The following is a 22401-nucleotide window of genomic DNA, read 5'->3' as shown; positions in this document are numbered from 1 at the left end:
CTGCCACCTTATTAATGACCCGATTAGTTTGTCTAATGATGACTATTTTTAGGTTTTTTTACTTTATACCGAGATAATATGAGTTTGAACCTAACGTCAAATAGTCAGTTTATTCTGCAATCATCTTCCCCTTTGCCTAGCGCGGTCCAAAGCGTGTGTGGTATGTCTGTGTATATAAATGACAGGGTAGAATGGGTTAAGCAGGCTGTTGAAAGCGTACTGAATCAAACTATGCCCCCAGATTTATTGGTGGTCGTGTTAGATGGTAATGTGTCTGATGAAATCTCGCTTTATTTATCTAAAACCGAAAAATCACATGCCAATTTTGTATTGGTACATGGATTAAAAAATCGTGGTCTTAGTGTATGCATGAATTATATTATTGAGATGACACTGCCGTTACAACCCAAGTATTTTTTTAGAATGGATGCTGATGACATTTGTGTTCTGCATCGATTTGAAAAACAAATCACCTTGCTTGAAAAACATCCAGACGTTGATATCCTAGGCTCTGCGTTATGGGAAATTGATGAAAACGGCAAGCGTGCGGGTATCCGATGTTTGCCTTTAACACATTCAAAATTACTTAAATCATTTTCTCGCCGTTGCCCTATAAATCACCCTACAGTGGCGATTAGGTTTTCGGTTTTTGAGCAAGGGCATCGTTATTTGCCCGATATGTTGAATACACAAGATTATTTTCTATGGATTGCGTTGGCGGCAGACGGCAAAAAGTTTGCAAATGTGCGTGAACCTTTACTTTATTTTAGACGCATTAACGGTTTTTATAAGCGTCGTGGTAGAGGCAAGTCAGTTAACGAGTTTAAAGCCCGTTTATTGGCCATGGAGTTATTATCTCAACGGTCCATACAAAATTACTGTTATGCTTTACTGGTACTAACACTTAGAATGATGCCGGCTTGGGGAATAAAATTTGCGTACAAGTGTGACCGTTTTTTACTTAAACTTAAGAGACATCATTAACCGATGATCGGCACTATTCTTGTTGTTTACAATCCCGATTTGGCATTAACAGAACGTTTGTTAACTCGTCTTTATGGTCAAACCGAAGAGGTTATTATTGTAGATAATAGCCCTCAACCTCATAATTTTAAAAAAGTGATTGAATATTATACGTATCTTCATTTTCCTGAAAATATTGGCATTGCCGCCGCCCATAATGCAGGGTTAATTCATTTACTTAAGTTAGGTTGTGAATACGCAATTTTGCTGGACCAAGACAGTTTGATACCCACTGATATGGTGTTTAACTTGAGCAGTTTGCTTAAAGCATCTAAAAAAATGAAGCAAAATATTGTGGCTATTGGTCCAAGAATTCATTGCTCTTTTTCTGATGAAAATGTGCGATCTTTGGTGCAGCGTGAAGTTTTTGAATATGAACAATTAGTGGGTGTTACTCAAATTATTGCTTCTGGGATGATGATCGATTTAAGCGCGATTGACGAAGTGGGGTTAAAAGATGAATCACTCTTTATTGATGGTGTCGATCACGAATGGTGCTGGCGTGCTCGCAGCATGGGATTATCGATAGCTCGAGCTAAACAAGTTGAGATGATCCATCGGTTAGGCGATTCAAGAAGTAAGTTTATTGGGATGACTTATAAAGTAGGTGCCCCGATAAGACTGTATTATCAGTTTAGAAATATTTTATTGTTAAGTCGGCGCCCCTATGTGCCAAGTTATTGGAAAGCACGTTGTTTGTTTTTTATGCCCATTAGGTTCTTTTTAAACAGCGTTATGCAAACCAATAAACGTAAACGATTTACTTATATGGTTAGAGGTATTTGGGACGGAATATTAGGCCGCTCAGGTGCTTATAATAAACATTGGTAAAATTAATACGTTTTTGGACTAATTTAGTAAAAAATGATCGCTGCTATTGAAGCGTTTTTATGTTTTTTTCAGGAATAATTATTGTTGGTATGGTAAATTATTGCCATTAATACTTGTTAAGTACATTTTAGACTGTATTTTTTTTGTAAGATTGTGATTTAGTTAAGTCATTGACGTTAACTGTATGGATATTGATTAATTTAGGATATGAATAAACATCATGAATGAAGAAAGATTGACCCATTTAAAAGCACTAGAAGCCGAGTCTATTCATATTATGCGAGAAGTGGCTGCAGAATTTGATAATCCAGTAATGCTGTATTCAGTGGGTAAAGATTCTTCAGTATTATTACATCTTGCGCGAAAAGCATTTTATCCAGGTAAAATTCCTTTTCCGTTAATGCATGTGGACACAAACTGGAAGTTCAAAGAAATGATCCAGTTTAGAGACCAGATGGCTAAGAAGTATGGTTTTGAATTAATTGTTCATAAAAACCCTCGCGGTATAGAAATGGGTATTAGCCCTTTTGTTCATGGCAGTGCTAAGCACACTGACATTATGAAAACCGAGGGCTTAAAGCAGGCTCTTGATATGCACGGTTTTGATGCTGCTTTTGGTGGGGCTCGTCGTGATGAAGAGAAGTCTCGTGCCAAAGAACGTGTTTATTCTTTCCGTGATAATAAGCACCGTTGGGACCCTAAAAATCAACGTCCTGAGCTATGGAATATTTATAACGGTAAAGTCGATAAGGGTGAAAGCATTCGTGTATTCCCTTTGTCAAACTGGACTGAGTTAGATATTTGGCAATATATCTATTTAGAAGGCATTGAGATCCCGCAATTGTATTTTGCTAAAGAGCGTCCTGTTGTTGAGCGTGATGGTACTCTGATCATGGTTGATGATGAACGGATGGAGCTTAAAGAAGGCGAAGTTGTCGAAAATAAAATGGTGCGTTTTAGAACATTAGGTTGCTACCCATTAACGGGGGCAGTTGAATCGGTTGCGCAGACGCTACCAGAAATTATTCAAGAAATGTTGTTATGTACGACATCTGAGCGTCAAGGTCGTGTTATCGATAATGACTCTGCTGGCTCAATGGAAAAGAAAAAAATGGAAGGCTACTTCTAATATTTCTATTGGCGTAATTTTTGTTGTTTATTGGTTATTTACCAATTTTACAGATGATATTTATGACCCAGTGTTAGCTGGGAGTATGCAAGATTAAGGATATTCAGATGTCTACTAGTACGGCTCTAATTGCTTCGGATATTGAAGCTTATTTAAAAGTTCATGAAAACAAAGATATGCTACGCATTCTTACCTGTGGCAGTGTCGATGATGGTAAATCAACGTTAATTGGTCGTTTATTGTTTGATAGCAAAATGATTTTTGAAGACCAAATGGCGGCGATTGAAAAAGACTCTAAACGTTTTAATACAACAGACGGTGACTTTGACTTAGCATTGTTAGTTGATGGTTTGCAGTCTGAGCGTGAGCAAGGTATTACCATAGATGTGGCGTATCGTTACTTTGCGACGGAGCAGCGTAAATTTATTATTGCTGACACCCCAGGTCATGAGCAATACACACGTAATATGGCAACAGGTGCATCGACTTGTGATTTAGCGATTATTTTGATTGATGCTCGCCATGGTGTTCAAGTTCAAACTCGTCGTCATAGTTATATTTGTTCCCTTTTAGGGATTAAAAACGTTGTAGTGGCCATTAATAAAATGGATGCGGTAGATTACGAGCAATCGGTTTATCAAAACATCAAAAAAGACTACCGTGAATTTGCTGATGATTTGTCTTTTGATGATGTTCGTTTTGTGCCTATTTCGGCATTACGAGGTGATAACGTTGTTAATGAAAGCGAAAAGATGCCTTGGTATCCTGGCTCTACATTAATGAAGCTACTTAACACTGTTTCGATTACACGTGCCAAAAGCGATGCATTTAGACTGCAAGTACAATACGTTAATCGCCCTAATCTTGATTTTCGTGGTTTTTGCGGCACCATAGGCGCTGGCGATATTCGCGTTGGTGATACTATTGCATCATTACCGTCAGGTAAAGAGAGTAAAGTTAAGTCTATTGTGACCTTTGATGGCGACATTGAAAAAGCCAGTGCTGGCATGGCGATTACGCTAACGTTAGAAGACGAAATTGATGTCAGTCGTGGCGATATGTTAGTTCGCCCACATCAAAAACCGCATTCATCTAGTCATTTAGAAGCTGATGTTGTGTGGATGACTGAAGAAGCGCTTCACGTTGACCGCGAGTATGCAATTAAAGTCGGTAGCAAATCAGTTTTTGGACATGTTGAAACAGTTAATTATAAAGTGGATGTTAATACCTTAGAACAACAAGAAGCTTCTCAACTTAACTTAAACGAAATTGGTAATTGTCATTTTGTGTTAAGTGCACCAGTGCAGTTTGATGAATATGATGTGAATCGCAATACTGGCGCATTTATTATTATTGATCGTTTGACGAATGTTACTGTTGGCGCAGGTATGATCCGCAAAGCGTTAGTGGACAAATCGACAAAGTCTGATAGCAAACATTCAGCTTTTGAAGTTGAATTTAATGCGCTTGTTCGTAAGCATTATCCACATTGGGATGCCAAAGTCGTTCGTTAATGATTAGAATGATTTTTTACTAAAATATCAGGCTGTAAGGTAACTTACAGCCTATTTTTTACTGATTAGATTTGTTTAACTATGGAAGGTGAGTGATTTCATGTCATTAGATGCTTATCTGACGTTATTGATTTTTGCGTTAACCGTTATTGGCTTAATTGTTCTGCAAAGTAAACCTGTTGCGGTGTTTGGCGGTACCTTGATCGCCTTAATTGGTTGTAATCTAGTGACTAAAAGCCAACTGTTAACCAGTATTGCCAATCCTGGTTTGGTGACATTGATTTTACTGGTGCTGTGTTCATTAGCGTTAGAGAAAACACGATTACTGAGAATTGTTGCATCTAAAATTATTGTCGGTAATTACCATTCGACCTGGTTAAGGTTATTTGGTATTACGACACTATTTTCATCTATTTTAAATAACACCGCAGTAGTTGCAACGTTACTTTCACCGATCCGTAATAACCCTCACCATTTTGCCAGTAAGCTATTAATTCCGCTGTCTTATGCTTCTATTTTAGGTGGCACACTGACATTGATTGGTACATCAACCAATTTAATTGTTAACTCTATGTATATAGAAGCTTCTGGCCGTTCATTATCTTTTTTCTCATTCACTGCGGTTGGTGCTGTTTTAGTTGTAGCTTGTGGCATAGTGATGTTTTTTTGTGCTCGTTTTTTACCTGATTTAGAACAGGAAAACGCAAATTCCGCAGGCTATTTTATTGATGCGAAAGTGCTTGAAGGCTCTGAGTTAGTTGGGCGCTCCGTTGAAATTAATGGTTTGCGTCATTTAGAGTCATTATTTTTAGTTGAAGTGGTGCGTAACGGACACTTAATTAGCCCTGTTTCACCAACAGAAGTGATTCAAATCAATGATAGGCTTATTTTCTGTGGTGAAGTGACTAAATTGCTCCAGTTGGGACAGTTTTCTGGTTTAGAAATTTTCGCGGAAAAGAACGGTACATTAGACAGTAATTTAACCGAAGTGGTTGTAAGGCAAGAAAGTATTATTGTAGGAAGAACCTTAAAAACTACTGGTTTTAGGGCTTTGTTTGATGCCGCTGTGGTTGCAATTCGTCGAGATGGTGAGCAAGTGTCGGGTAAATTAGGTGAGGTTGTTATCCGCTCGGGTGATTTTTTAGTGTTAGCTGTGGGTGAAGATTATCGAACAAGAACTAATATTAGCAAAAACTTTATAGTGCTATCTGGTGTTGAACCTGAAACCAGAATTAATGGTTGGCGTGCATGGCTATCTATTGGTGGCTTTATTTCTATTATTGGTTTTGCGGCTATTGGCGCAGTTGATTTATTAGAAGGCTTGGTGTTATTACTTGGCAGCTTGATATTTACCAAAAGTTTAACTGCAAATGAGTTGGTTCGACGCTTTCCTATTGATATTTGGCTTGTTGTTTCATCTGCAATCTTACTATCAAATGCGTTAGTGAATTCTGGTGTTGTTGAGTTGTTAAGTGGTTATATTAATCAGTTTAATGATCCTACCTATGTGTTTATGGCTCTCGTGTTAGTGTATTTAGTGACTTGGTTTATGACTGAGTTAGTCACTAATAATGCCGCTGCCGCGTTAATGTTTCCTATTGGATATAGTGTGGCATTGGGGTTTGGTGTTGATGTATTGCCTTTTGTGATGACAGTGGCCTTTGCTGCCAGTGGTAGTTTTATTAGTCCGTATGGTTATCAAACCAACTTGATGGTGTTTAACGCGGGTAATTACCGATTAATTGATTTTATTAAAGTGGGTTTGCCTGTCAGTTTGGTTTATGGTGCGGTGGTATTGATTATGGTGCCAATCGTTTTTCCGTTTTAGGTAAATGTTTAAGTAGAAAAGGGATTACATATGTCTGATGTACCTTATAAAAATATTGATGTTGCTGGCGAAAAGTCTTCAGATGTAGTGTGGCATGAAGCAAGTGTGTTAACAGAACAACGTATTACCGCTAACGGACATCAACCTATTGTGCTTTGGTATACTGGGTTAAGTGGTTCGGGTAAGTCTACCGTGGCCAATGCGGTTGATAAAATGTTGTTTGATTTGGGTTGTAAAACGTATGTACTTGATGGCGATAATGTACGCCATGGTCTCAATGGCGATTTAAGTTTTACTGACGTTGACAGAATTGAAAATATTCGCCGAATTGGTGAAGTGGCTAAATTATTTGTTGATGCTGGATTGATAGTGTCTACTGCATTTATTTCACCTTTTTTGGCTGATAGGCAGATGGTGAGAGATTTACTGCCCAGTGGTGTATTTGTAGAAGTGTTTATTGATACACCGATTGAGGTGTGTGAAAGCCGCGATCCTAAAGGGCTTTACAAAAAAGCCCGTTCTGGTGAGATTAAGAACTTTACTGGTATTGATTCTGCTTATGATGTGCCTTTGTCTCCTGAGGTCCATGTAAAAACTGCATTGGCTTCAATTGAAGGATGCGCCTCACAGGTTGTCGACTATTTAGTTGAAAAAGGTATAGTTGCCCGTTAAGTTGGCAATATAAGCCAATAATTTTAGGTTTTTATGATGAATTATGATGTGTTTAATGGTGATGCTGATGGCATTATCTCTTTGTTACAGTTACGTTTGGCTTATCCTGCCGATCACGTATTAGTGACCGGTGTAAAGCGAGATATTGAATTACTTCAACAAGTGCCTAATGATGGTGTTAACAATGTTGTTGTGCTTGATATTTCAATGGAAAAAAATATTACGTCGTTACAACGATTACTCGATAGTGGCACTAGCGTATTTTATGCTGATCATCATCGTTCTGGCCTCATTCCGACGAGTGACAATCTTGATGCGCGAATTGATTTAGATGCCAATATTTGTACCGCATTAATTGTTGACCAATTTTTGGATGGTGCTTTCCATTTGTGGGCGATTACCGCAGCTTACGGTGATAATTTGATTGCCAAAGCTGACGGGCTTAGTTTGGCGGCTGGTCTTACAAAGACACAATCTGAACAACTTAAGCAGCTCGGTACCTTGATTAATTACAATGGTTATGGTGCTTCGGTTGCTGATTTGCATTTTCATCCCGCGGAATTATTTAAAGCGTTATTACAATATCCTTCACCTTTTGATTTATTTACCAATAAATCATCTCCATATTGGGTGTTGCATGATGCATATGAGGCGGATATGAGCCAAGCACTGGCCGTGGCGCCTCGCTATCAAAGCAAGATATTGGCTTTGTTTGAGTTGCCTGATTTGCCGTGGGCAAGGCGAGTCAGCGGTGTTTATGGTAATTATTTAGCAAATCAAACGCCTAATGTGGCAAATGGTGTGCTAACGTCAAATGCTGATGGGACATATACTTTATCTTTGCGCGCTCCTTTAAATAATAAGCAAGGCGCAGGTGATATATGCAGTCAGTTTGAAACGGGTGGTGGTAGAGCTGCCGCGGCAGGCATTAACGCATTAGCTGCCAATGATGTTAGCCAGTTTATATCAATCACTGAAGAATATTATTCAGGAAAAATATTATAAATGTTGATTCACTTCATTGACGATATTGCTCACTCTGTGACAAAACATTGTGCATTGGATGGTCAATTCAATTCTTGTGACTATGTATTTGATTATTGCTGCGAATTATTTACATGTGCTGAGGAATATCAGTTTCCTGTAATGAACTCTAATATTTCGCGTCGAGAGTTTTCGGGTTGGAGTGTGTATTGGGATATTGAAGTGCTACCGTGCTCTTTATCCATTTCTCTCATTGAAGTGCACACGGGCGATATAGTGAGTAAGACATACAGATTATAGTTTGGCACAACTGTGCTTGGTATTAAGTGAGTAGGTATGAAATTTTTAGTGACTGGAGCCGCGGGTTTTATTGGCTCTGGTGTGTGTAAGGCTTTATGTACTGCTGGTCATGAAGTTGTTGGTCTCGATAATCTTAATGAATATTACGATGTAGGATTAAAACATGCTCGTTTAGCAAGTGTAGGTCATGATGATAATTTCACTTTTGTGTCATTGAATTTATCTGAAAGTGAAAAGTTAGACAGGCTATTTAGTGCTCAACAGTTTAATCGTGTTATTCATCTTGCCGCTCAAGCAGGTGTTCGTTACTCTCATGATAAACCGATGGTATTTGCTGAGAGTAATTTGGTGGGTCATTTAGCCATATTGGAAGCTTGCAGGCATCATAAAATCGAGCATTTGGTTTATGCTTCTTCGAGTTCTGTTTATGGACTAAATGATAATATTCCTTTTTCAACGTCGCAGAGTGTCGATCATCCAATATCGCTTTATGCAGCAACGAAAAAAGCCAATGAATTAATGAGCCACAGTTATTCTCATTTATATGATTTACCGACTACGGGATTAAGGTTTTTTACGGTATACGGTCCTTGGGGACGTCCCGATATGGCTTTATTTAAGTTTACCAAAGCCATTTTTAACGGCGATCCAATTGATGTCTACAATTACGGAAATTTAAGCCGAGATTTTACCTTTATTGATGATATTATTGAAGGTATTGTTAGAGTACAAGATAAAATACCTCAAAGAAACGATAATTGGAAAATGAGTGAGAATGCTTTATCTGAAAGCAGTGCGCCATATCGAATTTATAATTTGGGTAATGGCAAACCAGTTAAATTGATGGATTTTATTAGTGCATTAGAGGATGCAATAGGTATAAAAGCCTGTATGAATTTGTTGCCTTTGCAGTCTGGTGATGTACATGATACTTGGGCTGATTCGAGTGATTTATTTAAATTAATTGATTACCAACCGGCAACGGATATTCGTGATGGTATACGTTGTTTTGTCTCTTGGTATAAAGAATACTATAACGTTTAAAAGGAATTGAAATGAAAGTTGTTATCCCTGTCGCTGGTTTAGGAACTCGCATGTTACCTGCAACGAAGGCTATCCCTAAAGAAATGTTACCTTTAGTGGATAAACCTCTGATTCAATATATTGTTAATGAATGCGTTGCCGCAGGTGTAAAGCAAATTGTATTAGTTACCCATGCTAGTAAAAATGCAATTGAAAACCATTTTGATAAGTCTTACGAACTTGAATCTACATTAGAGAAACGTGTTAAGCGCCAACTATTGGAAGAAGTACAAGCTATTTGTCCTAAAGATGTGACCATTATGCATGTGCGTCAAGGCGAAGCAAAAGGCTTAGGCCATGCGGTATTATGTGCTTATCCGTGTATTGGTAATAGTCCATTTGCAGTCGTGTTACCAGACGTTATTTTAGATGAATATACAGCGAATCAAAAAACGGAAAACTTGGCGGCAATGATTGCCCGTTATAAAGCCACATTTGCTAGTCAAATTATGGTGGCACCAGTGCCAGAAAGTGATGTCAGTAAATACGGGATTGCCGATTGTAATGGTGTTGATATAGCACCGGGTGATTCAGCTAAGATTAAAGCAATGGTTGAGAAGCCTGCTGTAGGTGAAGCGCCGTCTAATTTAGCGGTTGTTGGCCGTTATGTGTTATCTGAAAAAATTTGGCGATTGCTCGCCAAAACACCTGCAGGTGCTGGTGATGAAATTCAGTTAACTGATGCTATTGATATGTTGATTGAACAAGATACTGTTGAAGCTTTTAATATGACCGGAAAGTCACATGATTGTGGTGATAAGTTAGGTTATATGAATGCTTTTGTTGAATATGGCTTACGCGATTCAAAGTTAGGCGCCAATTTCAAAAAAAGCATTGAGAAAATTATGCTCGAGCAGTAAAGATTTATCTTTGTTAACACCAAAACCAACTCTTTTGTAGTTGGTTTTTTGCTTTTACTTTTGCCTAAAATCTTAGATGCTAGGATGCTTTACGGTTAAATGCTGTAACATCTAAGCCGCAAAGCTGTCCCTATTAGGAAGTGAGCCTAGCAGACTGATTCTGCATTATTGGCTTAGGCACTAGCCTTTTTATATATTTTTAGATTGGAGTTTTTGTGTCTCGTAAGTATTTTGGCACAGATGGTGTGCGTGGGAAGGTGGAGACTTTTCCTATTACTCCTGGCTTTGCTATGAATTTGAGTCCAGTATTCATGTTTTGCTATGGTCTCATCCCTCCTTTGTGAAGATGCACAATGCCAAAGCCTGATAGTTATTAGTGTTTGGTTAATTACCGCTTACCTACCGATATCCAAATGTTAAAAGTACAAGCAGAGGATATCGCTATAGCAGTTCGTGCCTAGCGCTTGAAAGAGCGGACTTCGTCCTGCTAGTGTCGCTTTGCGGCTAGGCCATTAAGTGGATAGATCCTATAAAGGCAAAAGCCTAGCAGATGAAGTTTTCAGATGTTAGCTTACTCACTTCATCTATTTAGTCGCGCGGAAGTTAATTTCTACCTCTGGTGTTATTAACCTAGTCCCTCGCTTTTCATCAATGAGTCAAATGCACTGCCGTCAAGGCATGACGCATTGGCGACATAGGGGGCATAGACATCAAACAGCAATCGCGTGTCGCTGTGACCGAGCATTTGTGAAATGTAGAGTGGGTTTTCGTGAGCCGCGATATGAAGCACTGCAGCGGTATGACGAGTTTCATAAGGTCTACGTAGTTTTAGACCCGCCGATTTTAAGGTGGGAAACCACAATTTACGACTAATAAAATGCGTTGAAGGCGGGAAACCTGTTGGCGAGATAAATACAAAGTTAGAACGCCCTGTTTTAACGGCTTGAATACGTTTAAAAGCATCAAAGACGGTATCGCACATTTTTAGTTCGCGGCGCGATTTTGGTGTTTTCACATCACACACTTCACCATTGACCCAATTTTGACGAATTCGGATTAATCGGTGGTCAAAATCAATATGCTCCCATTCCAAACCATGCACCTCACAACTGCGCATGCCTGTCCAAAATCGGATAATAAAATAATCCTTCCACTTTTGCGGTACTTTAGCCAAAAACTTGCGTACCTCATCAATGGTCATGGGATGTGACTCTGCCTTTTCTTCCTTGAGCGATTTATATCGTCTTAGTGGATATTCAAACTTACATTCTTCAGCGGCCAAACTCACCATGGCAACCAGAGGCCAGAGTAAAAAGTTAATTCGACGATTAGACAACAAGCGTGAACCGTCTTTTTTCTCGCCTTCTTTTAATGCCTGACGAAAGTAATCCAACTGTGACAAGGTGATTTCATTGACTAAGGTATTACCAAACTCTGGGATAAGGTATTTATCTAATGCCGCCCGTATAGTGGCTTGGTAACTGTTTTTCCAGGTCGCTTTTTTGCGTTCAAACCATTGGTTGGCAAAGTTATCAAAGAAAGGATATTGGCGGTCGGGGTGTGCTGCGCGCTGCAGTTGTTCAAACTTTGCCACTTTTTTACTGTTAGGGAAATAGTCGCGGTATTGAAAACTGCCTAAGTCGATTTCGGCACTCATTTTTTTGAGTGTGGCTTTGGCGTTAGCAAGGTTTTTGGGCGTGGCCATCAATTTGGTGCCTTCACGAAAGCGGCAGCCATAAAGATGTATGTCGAACTGAATACGCCCATTGGGGCGAATACGAATTTGAGCCATAAGAGGCCTCCATCAAATAGATCTATCCCTATCCGATGGAATTCGTTAGAATTTAGCCATCGGCTGGATGCGGATTAAAGGTCGTTGCAGCCGATACGGGGGAGAGTGGTTGCCGCCACTCTCTCCCAACTGCTATTTTTAGGGTAACTCAACTTACCAATCGCGCAAGTTAATCACCACATTGTGTTTCCCAATAGGCTGATGTTTTAGCTTATTAGTTAACCAGTTCCAGTTATATACCTAGTACTGTGTATTTGTAAGGGCTATCCACTTAGCACAACCAACCACTATATGTTGTGGTTATCGATTTTTAATTGATTGGTACGTTATCGGCTTAGAACGCACTGCTTGTTCAAGCAACCTGTAGAATAATAATCCCCGAGAATCTGACTTTCTTCTATTGAAGCGAAATGTAAACTCATCTAAATAATAATCAAGTTGCTTAGCCTTTACCGCGCCTTGATATGTACCTAAAAGCCATCTTTTACATAATGATGAGACTCGATGTACCCCAGCCATTGTTTCATGTGCAGGTACAGATGAACCTAAATGCACTATTCGGTTATGCTTATATCCTTTCTTGTCTATTTGTTTGTATGCTTGAGAGCCATCACTACAAATTGTACTACCAGGTTCAATTACATCTTGAATGAATTGATGGATATGTTCTTTGGTTGCACTTTCCACTAGCCTTAAACGTATCCGGCCAAATCCAGAGGGTGATAGCAGCTCAACAGCGACCAAAACTACAGCCTTACGCTTACCCTGTTGATTTTTAATAGATGATTGGGGAACGACGCCACCTATTAGTGTTTCGTCAACCTCTACGATGCCGGACAGTTTATCCCTTTCAGGATCAACCATGGCATGCCTTAACTTGTGCATTAATGACCAAGCGGTTTGATAACTCCCAAGACCTAATAACCTATGAACTCCAAGAGCGCTGACCCCATTTTTTTGATTTGTAATAAACCAGACGGCAGCAAACCAACTTTTCATGGGGGTTCTTGTTTTGTCAAAAAGTGTACTTGATGTTACTGAACACTGAGAACGGCAAGCATGACATTTTAACTTGCCATTACTTAACTGATAAGGTGATTGATGGCTTGAACAGCTTGGGCATATGAATCCGTTTGGCCAACGAAGTTTGTAAAGGTAGCTAATGCAGGATTGTTCATCATGAAACCAATCAACAAATTCGCCCCAACTTGTAGGGTAATCTACACCCGCTTTTAATAAATACGATGAAGTTTTCATCACTACATATTGACACTGGTGGCGCTAAATGGATAGCCCTTGTATTTGTCCAGTACTTTGTGGCCTTTCTTCAACCTACCCATCAACATAACGTGTCACTTGAGTATCTAATTGAAATCAAACATCATCAAAGGCGGTAAGCTCTAACTCTGATTGGCTTTGTCACAGCATTGGTTGATGACTGTCATCTTTAGCTCTTTCTAAATAATCTTGCTTCACCTCCATCGCTGCTTCAATGCTACCGTCTTCAGATTCTACGGGGATCTTGATATAAGATACGCTTTCTTGTGCACTAGAATAAAACTCCATATGACACTCACCCTTGCTGTTTTTAGTAATAACAAGTTTCACTTGTTTCAACGACAGCATATTGGCAATTTTAGCATCGATTACATCTTTGGGACGAAACCGATAAAGACGGGTTTCATCAATGCGAAGATCCTTAACAAACACCATTCTTGACAGGTTATTGCCTGTCATTCCATTGAATATCAGTAGCTGATTATTGTGGAACAACATGTAACACTCATTTTTTTTCTTTTCTTCACGGTATCTACGCTGCGCATCAATTTCAGCTTTTAAGCAAGTAATATCAACGATAAGCGTTGCCTCAGCAACCGTTTTTTCGGGTGTACGATTATAAAAATCGTTCAAACCGGCAATGGACTTAGTGACGGTCTGCTCAGGTGTGCTGATGGTAATAGACTCACCTTCCATGGCTAGAAAGATTTCTGCAGCGTTTGTATTACTTAGCAGCCGTTTTAGTGCATCTAATGTTGCAGGATTGAATGCCAGCTGGATGGGTAACTTAAGGTTGTCTGGTAACTTTTGAACTTTAAGTTCGCCAGCTTGCTGGATCTTTATGTCCCTTGTTTCAGCGTTCAATTGTAAATAATCAAAGGGCATGTGTGTGTCACTAAAATCACAGATCTGACTCATACCGGCGACTGACACACTATGACATGCCCGTTGCTCGTTTGCTTGAAGATAGTCAAGGTGCTCAGTAAATACTGAAAGTGTTTCAAATTTACGTAATGGAGGATACGTTTCATTTGTTGCATTCAATATCCTTGGCGTTTCTACATGTGTCACGCTTACATAATTGCCATTTTTATAGTCTAAAGTTAAGACTAATGGCTCGAAACTGTGTTTGCCTCCCTTTTTATCTTGGCGACTAACCGAATTAATTGCTTGGCAGAAAAAATCACCTGCCAATGCAAAGGTAGCTTGTTTTAATCCGTGCCCTTTTTCGAGTGGCTGCGTCATTCGATTGAGATTAGGTGCATTTCCTCCGATCCACGTAATGGATTTTTGTTCTAGAGATATAATCACCGTAACTCCATAGTCACGCTGCTTTTTATCCAAGATTGCGGCCATTGCTTGAAATGATTCAAGCTGTTCAGTTGGGATGATAAGTTTTGTCATCATTGCCTCTCTTTTTTTGTTGAACATCATTTAAAAAACACAGTAAACGTTCTGATAACCAGCCTTGCGGGTCACATTTTGGGGTAAACGAAATCTTCAACTGGCTATTGCCGTTTGATTGAGTAATGCACTTAATGCTTTCTTTTGCCCGGGAAAAGTGTGAATTTAACAGTGCTAGTTGTCGGGTTTTATTTGTTTTGCGATTGACGATTAACTCGAATGACAAGTCTAACCATTGCCACTGATCGGTTCGAAATATTGTATTGATAAGTTCAGCATTTTTGATGTTACAAGCCAAGACCACGTTCAGAGAGCCTTTGTTATCCTCATCGCGAACAATTATCGGTAAGCGTGAAAGAGCCGATACTTGTTTATTGGTTAATGCGTAATAGAGGTGTTTACCTGAATGCAACCATAAAGAACTGAGTAACGAAAAATCAATATTATTATCTTGGCTCATATCGAGCATGATCCGATCAAGGAAATGCAATGTTTGAGTTTTGTCGACTTTGCTGCACCAAGTTTTCACATAGTCAATCGATGGGGTTGCAGTTGTTGAAGATGGTTTGATTTTTTTTGCAGCAAACAACCAACTTTTTAATCTGTGTTCAGTTAGATAAATGGGGTCTTTTTGGCGTTGACTCACGATTTTGTCAGCGTACTCTGGACTGATATTTTTTAACAGTCTTGAGAAATCATTTGATGCGGGGCTCAACCCTAATAAGTAGCGCAACTCGGCGTGCGTAAATGCACGTTTTTGAAGTTCTCCATAGCCTTGACGATAAAATGGGTATAGCCATTCTATACCGTGAAGGTATGACCATCGGGTTGTTGCGTAGTATTCATGACCAATTTGACGGCAAATTTCATCAAGTAGTAGATTGTCATTATAACGAGAAAATGGTTTACCCTCTAACCAGTAGTCGAATCGTTGTGAAATGGCTTCTGAATTGAGTAAATTATGGATCTCTTTGTCGTGCGTGGTCTGCTCTGGTTCGAGCCCATATCCAAGGTGAAGCCCTTGTAAGAAAAATAATTTAATACCACTATGGCGTAAATGATGAAAACGAGTCTGTTGGCCCGTAATCGCCTTGATAGCTTTCGTTACCGGTAACAGATAGTGCAATTGCCGTTCATGAGGTTTTTCTGTGATATATCCAATAAGTGGTGTGTTAGCTGGAGCAGTTTTTTTATAAAACAGTAACAGCCTAACTATTTTTGCAAACTCTTCAGGTAATGTGACATAAAGAGATCGAGATTTACGACTTTTAGTCGTACCTTCTTCGGTTTTTCTTATAAATAGGTAAAAGCGCTGTTCATTTCCACTATTGTTATAAATATCCTGCATCCGTAAACGTAAAATTTCACCTCTTCTGAGCATGGCAAAGTAGGCTAATATGCAAGTCACTGCGCAACAGAGTCGTTGAAATAAGTGTCCCTGAGTTTGTGTGATCAATCCCTCGACAATTTCATGGAGTTCAAGCATAGAGATGCAAAATGGATCAACTGAAGGTAATGATGTTGGTGGTTCAAACTCAGACAGTTCAAGATGGTCAGTTAACCAGTGGCAACTCAAAAACTTTAAAAATCGGTAAAATTTTTCTAAGTTTGTTTTGTTGTTTATTGAGTCAAGCACTTTGTGTCCCCATTCGTGCAGTAACTCCTGATCAATAGCATGGGCAAATGGCAGTGGGTGTTCATTGAACAAGGATTCAATATTGCTGTACTTGTATATTGAGTTGTGCGCTAATACTTTTTTTATTGGTCCTCCATGCAGCACAAGCTCTTGTGTGAAATAAAACAGCATGGTTGGCAGTACATCATCTTGTGACCACGGCGGCGCTTTAGCGTCTAACGCGAGTTGTTTATTTTTAATCAACTGCTTATGTGGCCAACGTACGGTTTTATTTAGTCTGACTAACGGCTCAAACCATTTATCATCCCAATCTCGTTCATAGATTAATTTCATTTTTTTAACTTTTTCAGAAGTGAGGATATCAGGCTTTGTGAATGCAACATGTCTGTGTGGTGAGCTAATGTCTTTAAGAAATGATGGTGTAAGCGACTCTCTATTACTCCAGACACTTTGTAAAAGAAGATGCCATCCATTGACCGACACGCTGGTTAATGAAAATGGCACTTCACAGAGCAATTGATTTAATTGAACGTGTAGAGAGTGTTTTGTCACGTTGACTTGATACGCTTGATATTCTTTCAATATGCGATAAACAAACAACGGCAGATGATACCGAGTGAACCTTTTTTGCTCATTGCGTTCATTTTTGGACTCAATGAGCTCGACATTAAGATATATATCCGTCCCCGTTTGCTTTATGCAATGCTCATCATTGAGAATGCTCGTTAGGTAACTTATGGACAATGGAGCGATTTCCATTGCGATAACCAGCGCCGCAAATGCAGGGGTAATGTCAGTACGTGTTTTCAAGAAAGCATGTTTGTATTGTTCATATGCAGTGATTACCCCCAGGTTTCGTCAACGTTTGAGTTCAACCGCTTGTAAAAAAGTAACTCTCTGTCTATTAGGGTTTTGTTTATTTTTGGGGGAAGTGTCCAGTGAAGCACATCGCCTAAATAATACATAATGCAATCGAGTGCACGACTGTAATTCTTGCGCTTCCCAGTGGGGACAATGTTAATGATCTTGTTAATATGGCGTAAGTCTGATTGTGTGACTTCTCTTTTATGCTCAATGTGAGTGCTCTGTAACTGCTCTTGTTCGCTCCAATGATCAATTACCCATTTGATAGCAGATAGATCTGCATCAGGCATAACGTTCTGTTGACAATGGTTTGTAATCTTTGTTGCATTGAGTTGAGAGAAGATTTTAGACATAACAGATCTCCGATAATCCAAAGCGTTTTGACAAACTATTAAGATGTTTCTCTAAAGGGATTAAGTTTGCCGGAAAGAGATGATCGCTTCCTAAATGCTCCCCAAATTCAGAATGGCCCATCAATCGGTCTATTTGACTGACGGTGAGTTGTACGGGCTCAATACTGGTCAAAGCACATTGCGCGAAAACATGACGGAGCATGTAAGGGACTTTGCCGTGAAATCGAGCGTGCATAAACCGTCTTAAGTATTTTGCACTCAGTAGTTTAGGCAAGCCATTTTCATCGTATAAATGCCAAAGGTATTTGCTCAAGAGCATGGGAGGAAGTCGAATCGAGAGGGATTTTTGCAACTCAAGATAATGATTGAGCTGCAATGTTAGAAAATTCGACAAAATGATCTTTCTGAGTTTACCTTTGTCACTGACAAAAGCATGTTTCTGACCAAAACATTTTGCTCGTTCTATTGAAATAGCGTGGGTTGGCCGTGTTGACGTTAATAAAATAAACAATAAGGTTAGATGACAAGTACAGAGATTAAAATACGCAATATGGCGTTGTAAGGTTGCCGCATTGGTTGGTTTTTCCTTTAGCACTTCCGCTGCGAGGGCCTTAAAAAAAGAGCTGACCTCATGCTCGGCAATATTGCGATTGCTCCCAATATAGATTTTCTGATCAATTTTTGTGTCATTACCGCCTTCATGAAGGATCAGGCGAGATTGGCTGATCCTACCGCCTTCCTTAAACTCACGTGGTATTGATTTCCCTAACGTTTCGTTAATCAGGTTCGCTCTACTGGTGTTCTGACGATTTTTTTCCTGTTTATACGCAGACGTTGGAATGTGAATAGGGAACATTGTTTGAAGCTTGTCATGCCGTATTTGCTCAAATAGCCTTATAATATATCGTTCTTGTGCCCAAAATATTTTATAAGTAATGCGTTCACTATCTTCTTGTTGATAAGCCGCAGCACTACGGTGATGTAATTTATTTTTGGGTAATAATACACTTTTAGCAGACGTTGATAATTCGTTATCAACACGTACACAGTTGGTCATGTATCTGAAAAAAGAATCTTTTCTTAACGATGGTGCCCCTTCTAAATCTGATGGCAACGTCCACGTCTGATCTAATAACTCAATGAGTAGCCCTTTTTCTGTCTTACTTAGCCATTTAACGCCGTAATTTTGTTTGGATATAAATTGTTGAAACAGGGTGTTGAGGGTGGGTGGGATGGGCTGCCACCGATATGTGATGCCATTTAACGTTGGATAGGGGAATGCGTATTCAACCCAAGAAATATTGTCATGTTTTCGTGTTCTGAAACAATTTACGCAACAATCTGCACTACTACTGATCCTTATAAAATCAGGAATAATATCTTGATCGAATGCCTTATTCTTTGGATTAAAGACTTTATTATCCAATTGATGTGATAACCAGAGGCATAAGATAGTCACAATCCATTTTTGTTGGTCGACATGTTTAAATTTACGTTGTTCAAATTGATTGAACAATTTAGCTAAAGTGTTAACGCATAGAAAAGCATCGGGTTTTACTCCCCCGCATTTTTACGACGATTATCTTTGCCTATTGCTTGTTGTTGGCCCATTGCTAACTCCTTTTTTGGGGAGCACGAAGTGCTGAGGGCGTGACTTGGGCAAATGCACTTAACTCATTTTTTGTTGACTGCATTAAGCCCATTTGGACGGCTTGTTGATATCGATGAAACAAGAGCGCTGGTGTTCGGTGATAAGTAGGATATTCCAATGCCAATTTTGTGATATTTAATGAGGAGATAATACAACTGGCATCGTCAGCGTCGCAGATATTGAGCGACACTTTCAGTTTGTTTGATTGAGTGTGGTAGCGACAAATGTCCAGAATAGGACTTAATGCTAATAATTCAAAGGTATTAGAATGCGCCGTTTGGCATACTGATATTGGGCAATTGTCCAGAATGAACTGAAGTTCTCTTAGTTCAAGACGATTGATATCACCCTGTTTTTTTAGGGTGATATGATCAGCTTCAAGCATTTCTTGCAATAAGCGATGAAATGGAAAGTTGATGGTGTTAAGCGCTACTTTTCTATATTTAGCCATGTCATGTTCCACTTATTAATGACCAGTTCGGTCAATTCCCTGTGATGCATTGCTAACGAAGTCAATCCCGACAACGTGTAAACTAGTATTAATTATTCACTTAAATTTATAAAATACAAGCGTTAGATTGAATTTATTTAATTAAAAAATATTAATATTCATAGGTTTAACAACAAAAATGTTGTTACTGGTAGATAGTTGAGGGGGTTAGATTTAATGTCGTAACGTTGTTTAAATATACTTAAAACTTGTTTTAACAAAATATATAAATTGAGTCACTGCGATATTGAATTCATCATTAGGAAAGCAAAAGCGGTGAAGGGGATTAAGTCAAATACACTGACTTTAATTGGCGTCATGGTCTGACAGCAAGGTGTGGGAATCGTTGAAGTGACTGCATGTGTAAACACCACATCAAACCGATGCATTTCAGCAGGGAGGCAAATTATCCTGCAATTGTATTCAGTCATTTAACAACAAAAATATTGTTATTGATAGATGATTTAGGGGGTAGGCAGGGCTACCGCATGAGTGTTTGATTTTTAATCGACCTACTAAATCCAGCCTTTAATACTGCTTCAAGCATCAATGGATCCATCATGCATCGCTTTTGTTTTCCAACAATGCTTATCTTGATCGACTCTGCTCGTAACATATTCAAACTCATATGATGCAGACATGACATATTTTCCGCTCCGTGAGCGTTGTAGATCTGACATGCATCCTCACTCATACTGACATCAAGCACCCAATGCATTGATTCGATACCCCAGTGCTCTCGAACGACTATCGCTGCTTGTTCGGCACTTAGCTCCTTAGAGCTGATGTAATAACATTGCTGAGCTGAAATCTTTCCCGCCAGCAAAGTCCAGATCTTCGCTAAAACGATTGCCCCCATAACACAGTCGTAACGAAGTGCCACCTTGAAAGGTCAGTTTGTCTAGAAGCCCACCTTTCTCTATCACAGATCGCATGTGAGATACATGTTCAACCTGCATTGCTTTATTCACCAATTGTTCGAAATTTTCTTGATTAATTCTCATATAGTCCTTCCTTGCTTACTAAATGTGTATTTCGGCCAACTCGTTTTAAGTCTCTGTATGCAGTTTGTTTCGTCGCTAACCTAAGTGGTCTACCAACTAAACTGGTATTATCTAGAATGTCCATCGGGTCTCGTTTCGTATGCGTAAATTCAATTGTACCTAAAGGTGTTTTGAATTCACCGGAACGTCCCGTTGTCATAACAGTTAACCGATCTACTGGAATTTGCGAAATAACCCCAAAATCAGAAAGTGCAGATTCCAAGCTAATGTAGTTATATTCTCCACGTCGAATAGTTTTAGCAATTTGCTCCAACGTATTGATCCCTTTCGACTGCGCTAAATTGTATAAGTACACACCATTAATGATTCGAGTGAGTAAGCCATCGTCTTGCAAACGTTTAATTCCCGCCCGCAATGCTCGCTCATTATCTTGATGAAAGATTTTGGCCAGATCTGAATTAGTAAAAACACAGCGGCCACGCTTGTCATATTCTAAGAGTTTTTTAATTGCCTCAGCTTTTTTCACAATACACCTCAAGTCTACAATTATGACACTTAAAAGTGTCATAATTGTAGACTTGACTCTGGAGCTATTATTAAATGGACTTAGTCAGTTTATTGAAAATTTCGAGAAAAACCCACTGATCAACACGAAGTGGCGCACGGTGGGATGAATCGATAAACTAACCTTGCTCTTGAATATATTTTAGAATTGTATCAGCGGACGCATTGCCGACTGAGCAAGCAAAATATCCATCAGACCAAAAGTATTCTCCAACCAAAATTGCTTTTTAAGGTTCGGATATCTACTCCAAATTAATCTGTTGGTTTGCTGCTTAATTCTTCTAACATGCTGCCCAACAGCATATCTTAGCGATATCCTCAAAAGAATATGTATGTGATCCCTATCTATTTCGATCTCTTCAACTGAAAAGTCAGACTTCTGCGAAATATCTAGAACAACTCTCTTCATAAACTCGCCAACTTCACCATGCAGTAGTTGCTTTCGATATTAGACGTCAATTAAGTTGTTCTTTGAGTCGAAAAAACGATTGGTGAGTTGATGATGTATTTTAACATATCAATGTTGAGTCACTTCGCCTTTCTTGATGTGGTTTGATATATATTAGTTGATTTGTGATATATCAAGGCGTATCAAATATGAATGATGTAACTGAACAAATACAGAAAAGCTTATGAGAAGCGAGTGCGCGCAAAAGGGGTAGTTAAAGAGAGCTAAGTGCCAGATCTGGTGTCCTCACCTCTAGCTCAATAATTGCTCTTCATACTGGCAAACAATGTCAACTAAATTATCTAGCTCATTTCCCAGTTCTGTATCAGGTTTTGCATTCCATAATTGTTCAATTCGCTTCAAGGCGAGCTTATGCTCGGCAGCATTCGAGATCTGACATGCAGTCAAAATATCTCTGACACCAATACACAGATCTGAGCTTTCTTTCAAAGAAATCGCTTTATCTTTATCTACCACGTCAAAAATATTACTGAACATTAACCCCTCGCAAGCACCTAAGTCTGGAGCATTTGCTATGTTACTTTTTAACGTGTCCTTAGGTATCGGCTTTTTGCTCATGTTAGGTATACCCCATTTAAAATGTGTTTTTCGTCCCTTAGTGACATCGTCATTTTAAGCACTTACTAAAGTGATGTTAACCACTGTCCAGAAGTGGGTTTGATGGCGAACGAA

The 22401-nt window shown here is 39.1% G+C and carries 21 protein-coding genes and 2 pseudogenes; 10 read left to right on the top strand and 13 right to left on the bottom strand.

The window, feature by feature from the left end:
- The first annotated feature begins 78 nt into the window (after nt 1-78).
- From FCN25_RS03665 to galU, 10 genes are all read left to right on the top strand, one after another.
- The gene (locus tag FCN25_RS03665) at nt 79-984 is read left to right on the top strand and encodes a glycosyltransferase (protein WP_137222054.1); all 906 of its coding nucleotides are present in this window, start codon (nt 79-81) and stop codon (nt 982-984) included.
- A gap of 3 nt (nt 985-987) precedes the next feature.
- A complete protein-coding gene (locus tag FCN25_RS03660; RefSeq protein WP_137222052.1) occupies nt 988-1854 on the top strand; it encodes a glycosyltransferase family 2 protein in 867 nt (288 codons plus the stop codon).
- A gap of 220 nt (nt 1855-2074) precedes the next feature.
- Nucleotides 2075-2983, top strand: coding sequence for a sulfate adenylyltransferase subunit CysD (gene cysD / locus FCN25_RS03655; protein ID WP_137222050.1), 909 nt, complete (start codon nt 2075-2077; stop codon nt 2981-2983).
- A gap of 107 nt (nt 2984-3090) precedes the next feature.
- Nucleotides 3091-4497, top strand: a complete 1407-nt coding sequence (gene cysN / locus FCN25_RS03650) for a sulfate adenylyltransferase subunit CysN (RefSeq protein WP_137222049.1) — start codon at nt 3091-3093, stop codon at nt 4495-4497.
- Nucleotides 4498-4597: 100 nt separating this feature from the next.
- Entirely contained in the window at nt 4598-6325 is a 1728-nt protein-coding gene (locus FCN25_RS03645) for an SLC13 family permease (RefSeq protein ID WP_137222047.1), read from the top strand.
- 30 nt (nt 6326-6355) lie between these two features.
- A complete protein-coding gene (cysC, locus tag FCN25_RS03640) occupies nt 6356-6997 on the top strand; it encodes an adenylyl-sulfate kinase (protein ID WP_137222045.1) in 642 nt (213 codons plus the stop codon).
- A gap of 36 nt (nt 6998-7033) precedes the next feature.
- Nucleotides 7034-8002, top strand: a complete 969-nt coding sequence (locus FCN25_RS03635; protein WP_137227318.1) for a DHH family phosphoesterase — start codon at nt 7034-7036, stop codon at nt 8000-8002.
- A complete protein-coding gene (locus tag FCN25_RS03630) occupies nt 8003-8281 on the top strand; it encodes a hypothetical protein (RefSeq protein ID WP_137222043.1) in 279 nt (92 codons plus the stop codon).
- A 36-nt stretch (nt 8282-8317) separates the two neighbouring features.
- Entirely contained in the window at nt 8318-9325 is a 1008-nt protein-coding gene (locus tag FCN25_RS03625) for an NAD-dependent epimerase (protein WP_137222041.1), read from the top strand.
- A gap of 11 nt (nt 9326-9336) precedes the next feature.
- Nucleotides 9337-10224, top strand: a complete 888-nt coding sequence (galU, locus tag FCN25_RS03620) for a UTP--glucose-1-phosphate uridylyltransferase GalU (protein ID WP_137222039.1) — start codon at nt 9337-9339, stop codon at nt 10222-10224.
- Nucleotides 10225-10849: 625 nt separating this feature from the next.
- On the opposite strand, the gene FCN25_RS03615 is transcribed toward galU, so the two are convergent.
- The 13 genes and pseudogenes from FCN25_RS03615 to FCN25_RS03560 form a co-directional block, all read right to left on the bottom strand.
- The gene (locus FCN25_RS03615) at nt 10850-12016 is read right to left on the bottom strand and encodes a DUF3596 domain-containing protein (RefSeq protein ID WP_137222037.1); all 1167 of its coding nucleotides are present in this window, start codon (nt 12014-12016) and stop codon (nt 10850-10852) included.
- A gap of 300 nt (nt 12017-12316) precedes the next feature.
- Complete coding sequence (locus tag FCN25_RS03610) at nt 12317-13273, bottom strand: IS1595 family transposase (RefSeq protein ID WP_137222035.1); 957 nt, start codon at nt 13271-13273, stop codon at nt 12317-12319.
- 162 nt (nt 13274-13435) lie between these two features.
- Nucleotides 13436-14701, bottom strand: coding sequence for a hypothetical protein (locus FCN25_RS03605; RefSeq protein ID WP_137222033.1), 1266 nt, complete (start codon nt 14699-14701; stop codon nt 13436-13438).
- Nucleotides 14673-17144 carry a site-specific integrase gene (locus FCN25_RS03600; protein WP_137222032.1) on the bottom strand — a complete coding sequence of 824 codons (2472 nt, stop codon included), beginning with the start codon at nt 17142-17144 and terminating at the stop codon, nt 14673-14675. The genes FCN25_RS03605 and FCN25_RS03600 overlap by 29 nt, the downstream gene beginning before the upstream one ends.
- Before the next feature lie 32 nt (nt 17145-17176).
- On the bottom strand, nt 17177-17551 hold the full coding sequence (locus FCN25_RS03595) for a hypothetical protein (RefSeq protein ID WP_137222030.1): 375 nt from the start codon (nt 17549-17551) through the stop codon (nt 17177-17179).
- Nucleotides 17544-18977, bottom strand: a complete 1434-nt coding sequence (locus FCN25_RS03590; protein ID WP_137222028.1) for a hypothetical protein — start codon at nt 18975-18977, stop codon at nt 17544-17546. The genes FCN25_RS03595 and FCN25_RS03590 overlap by 8 nt, the downstream gene beginning before the upstream one ends.
- Nucleotides 18978-19164: 187 nt before the next feature.
- Nucleotides 19165-19653, bottom strand: a complete 489-nt coding sequence (locus tag FCN25_RS03585) for a hypothetical protein (protein ID WP_137222026.1) — start codon at nt 19651-19653, stop codon at nt 19165-19167.
- A 520-nt stretch (nt 19654-20173) separates the two neighbouring features.
- Nucleotides 20174-20485, bottom strand: a pseudogene (locus tag FCN25_RS03580) (ISAs1 family transposase); the annotation flags it as partial.
- Complete coding sequence (locus FCN25_RS03575) at nt 20469-20627, bottom strand: nucleotidyl transferase AbiEii/AbiGii toxin family protein (RefSeq protein ID WP_254693758.1); 159 nt, start codon at nt 20625-20627, stop codon at nt 20469-20471. The gene FCN25_RS03575 and the pseudogene FCN25_RS03580, both read right to left, overlap by 17 nt.
- Before the next feature lie 58 nt (nt 20628-20685).
- Nucleotides 20686-21222, bottom strand: a complete 537-nt coding sequence (locus tag FCN25_RS03570; RefSeq protein WP_137222024.1) for a DUF6088 family protein — start codon at nt 21220-21222, stop codon at nt 20686-20688.
- A gap of 157 nt (nt 21223-21379) precedes the next feature.
- Complete coding sequence (locus tag FCN25_RS21305; protein ID WP_368074077.1) at nt 21380-21478, bottom strand: transposase; 99 nt, start codon at nt 21476-21478, stop codon at nt 21380-21382.
- A gap of 50 nt (nt 21479-21528) precedes the next feature.
- Nucleotides 21529-21669, bottom strand: a pseudogene (locus FCN25_RS21300) (transposase); the annotation flags it as partial.
- A 291-nt stretch (nt 21670-21960) separates the two neighbouring features.
- Nucleotides 21961-22287, bottom strand: coding sequence for a hypothetical protein (locus tag FCN25_RS03560; protein WP_137222022.1), 327 nt, complete (start codon nt 22285-22287; stop codon nt 21961-21963).
- Between the last annotated feature and the right edge of the window lie 114 nt (nt 22288-22401).

Origin of the sequence: Shewanella sp. MEBiC00475 (genome assembly GCF_005234075.1) — a bacterium.
Taxonomy (GTDB): Bacteria; Pseudomonadota; Gammaproteobacteria; order Enterobacterales; family Shewanellaceae; genus Shewanella; species Shewanella polaris.
This window is presented reverse-complemented; position numbering and strand designations above follow the sequence as displayed.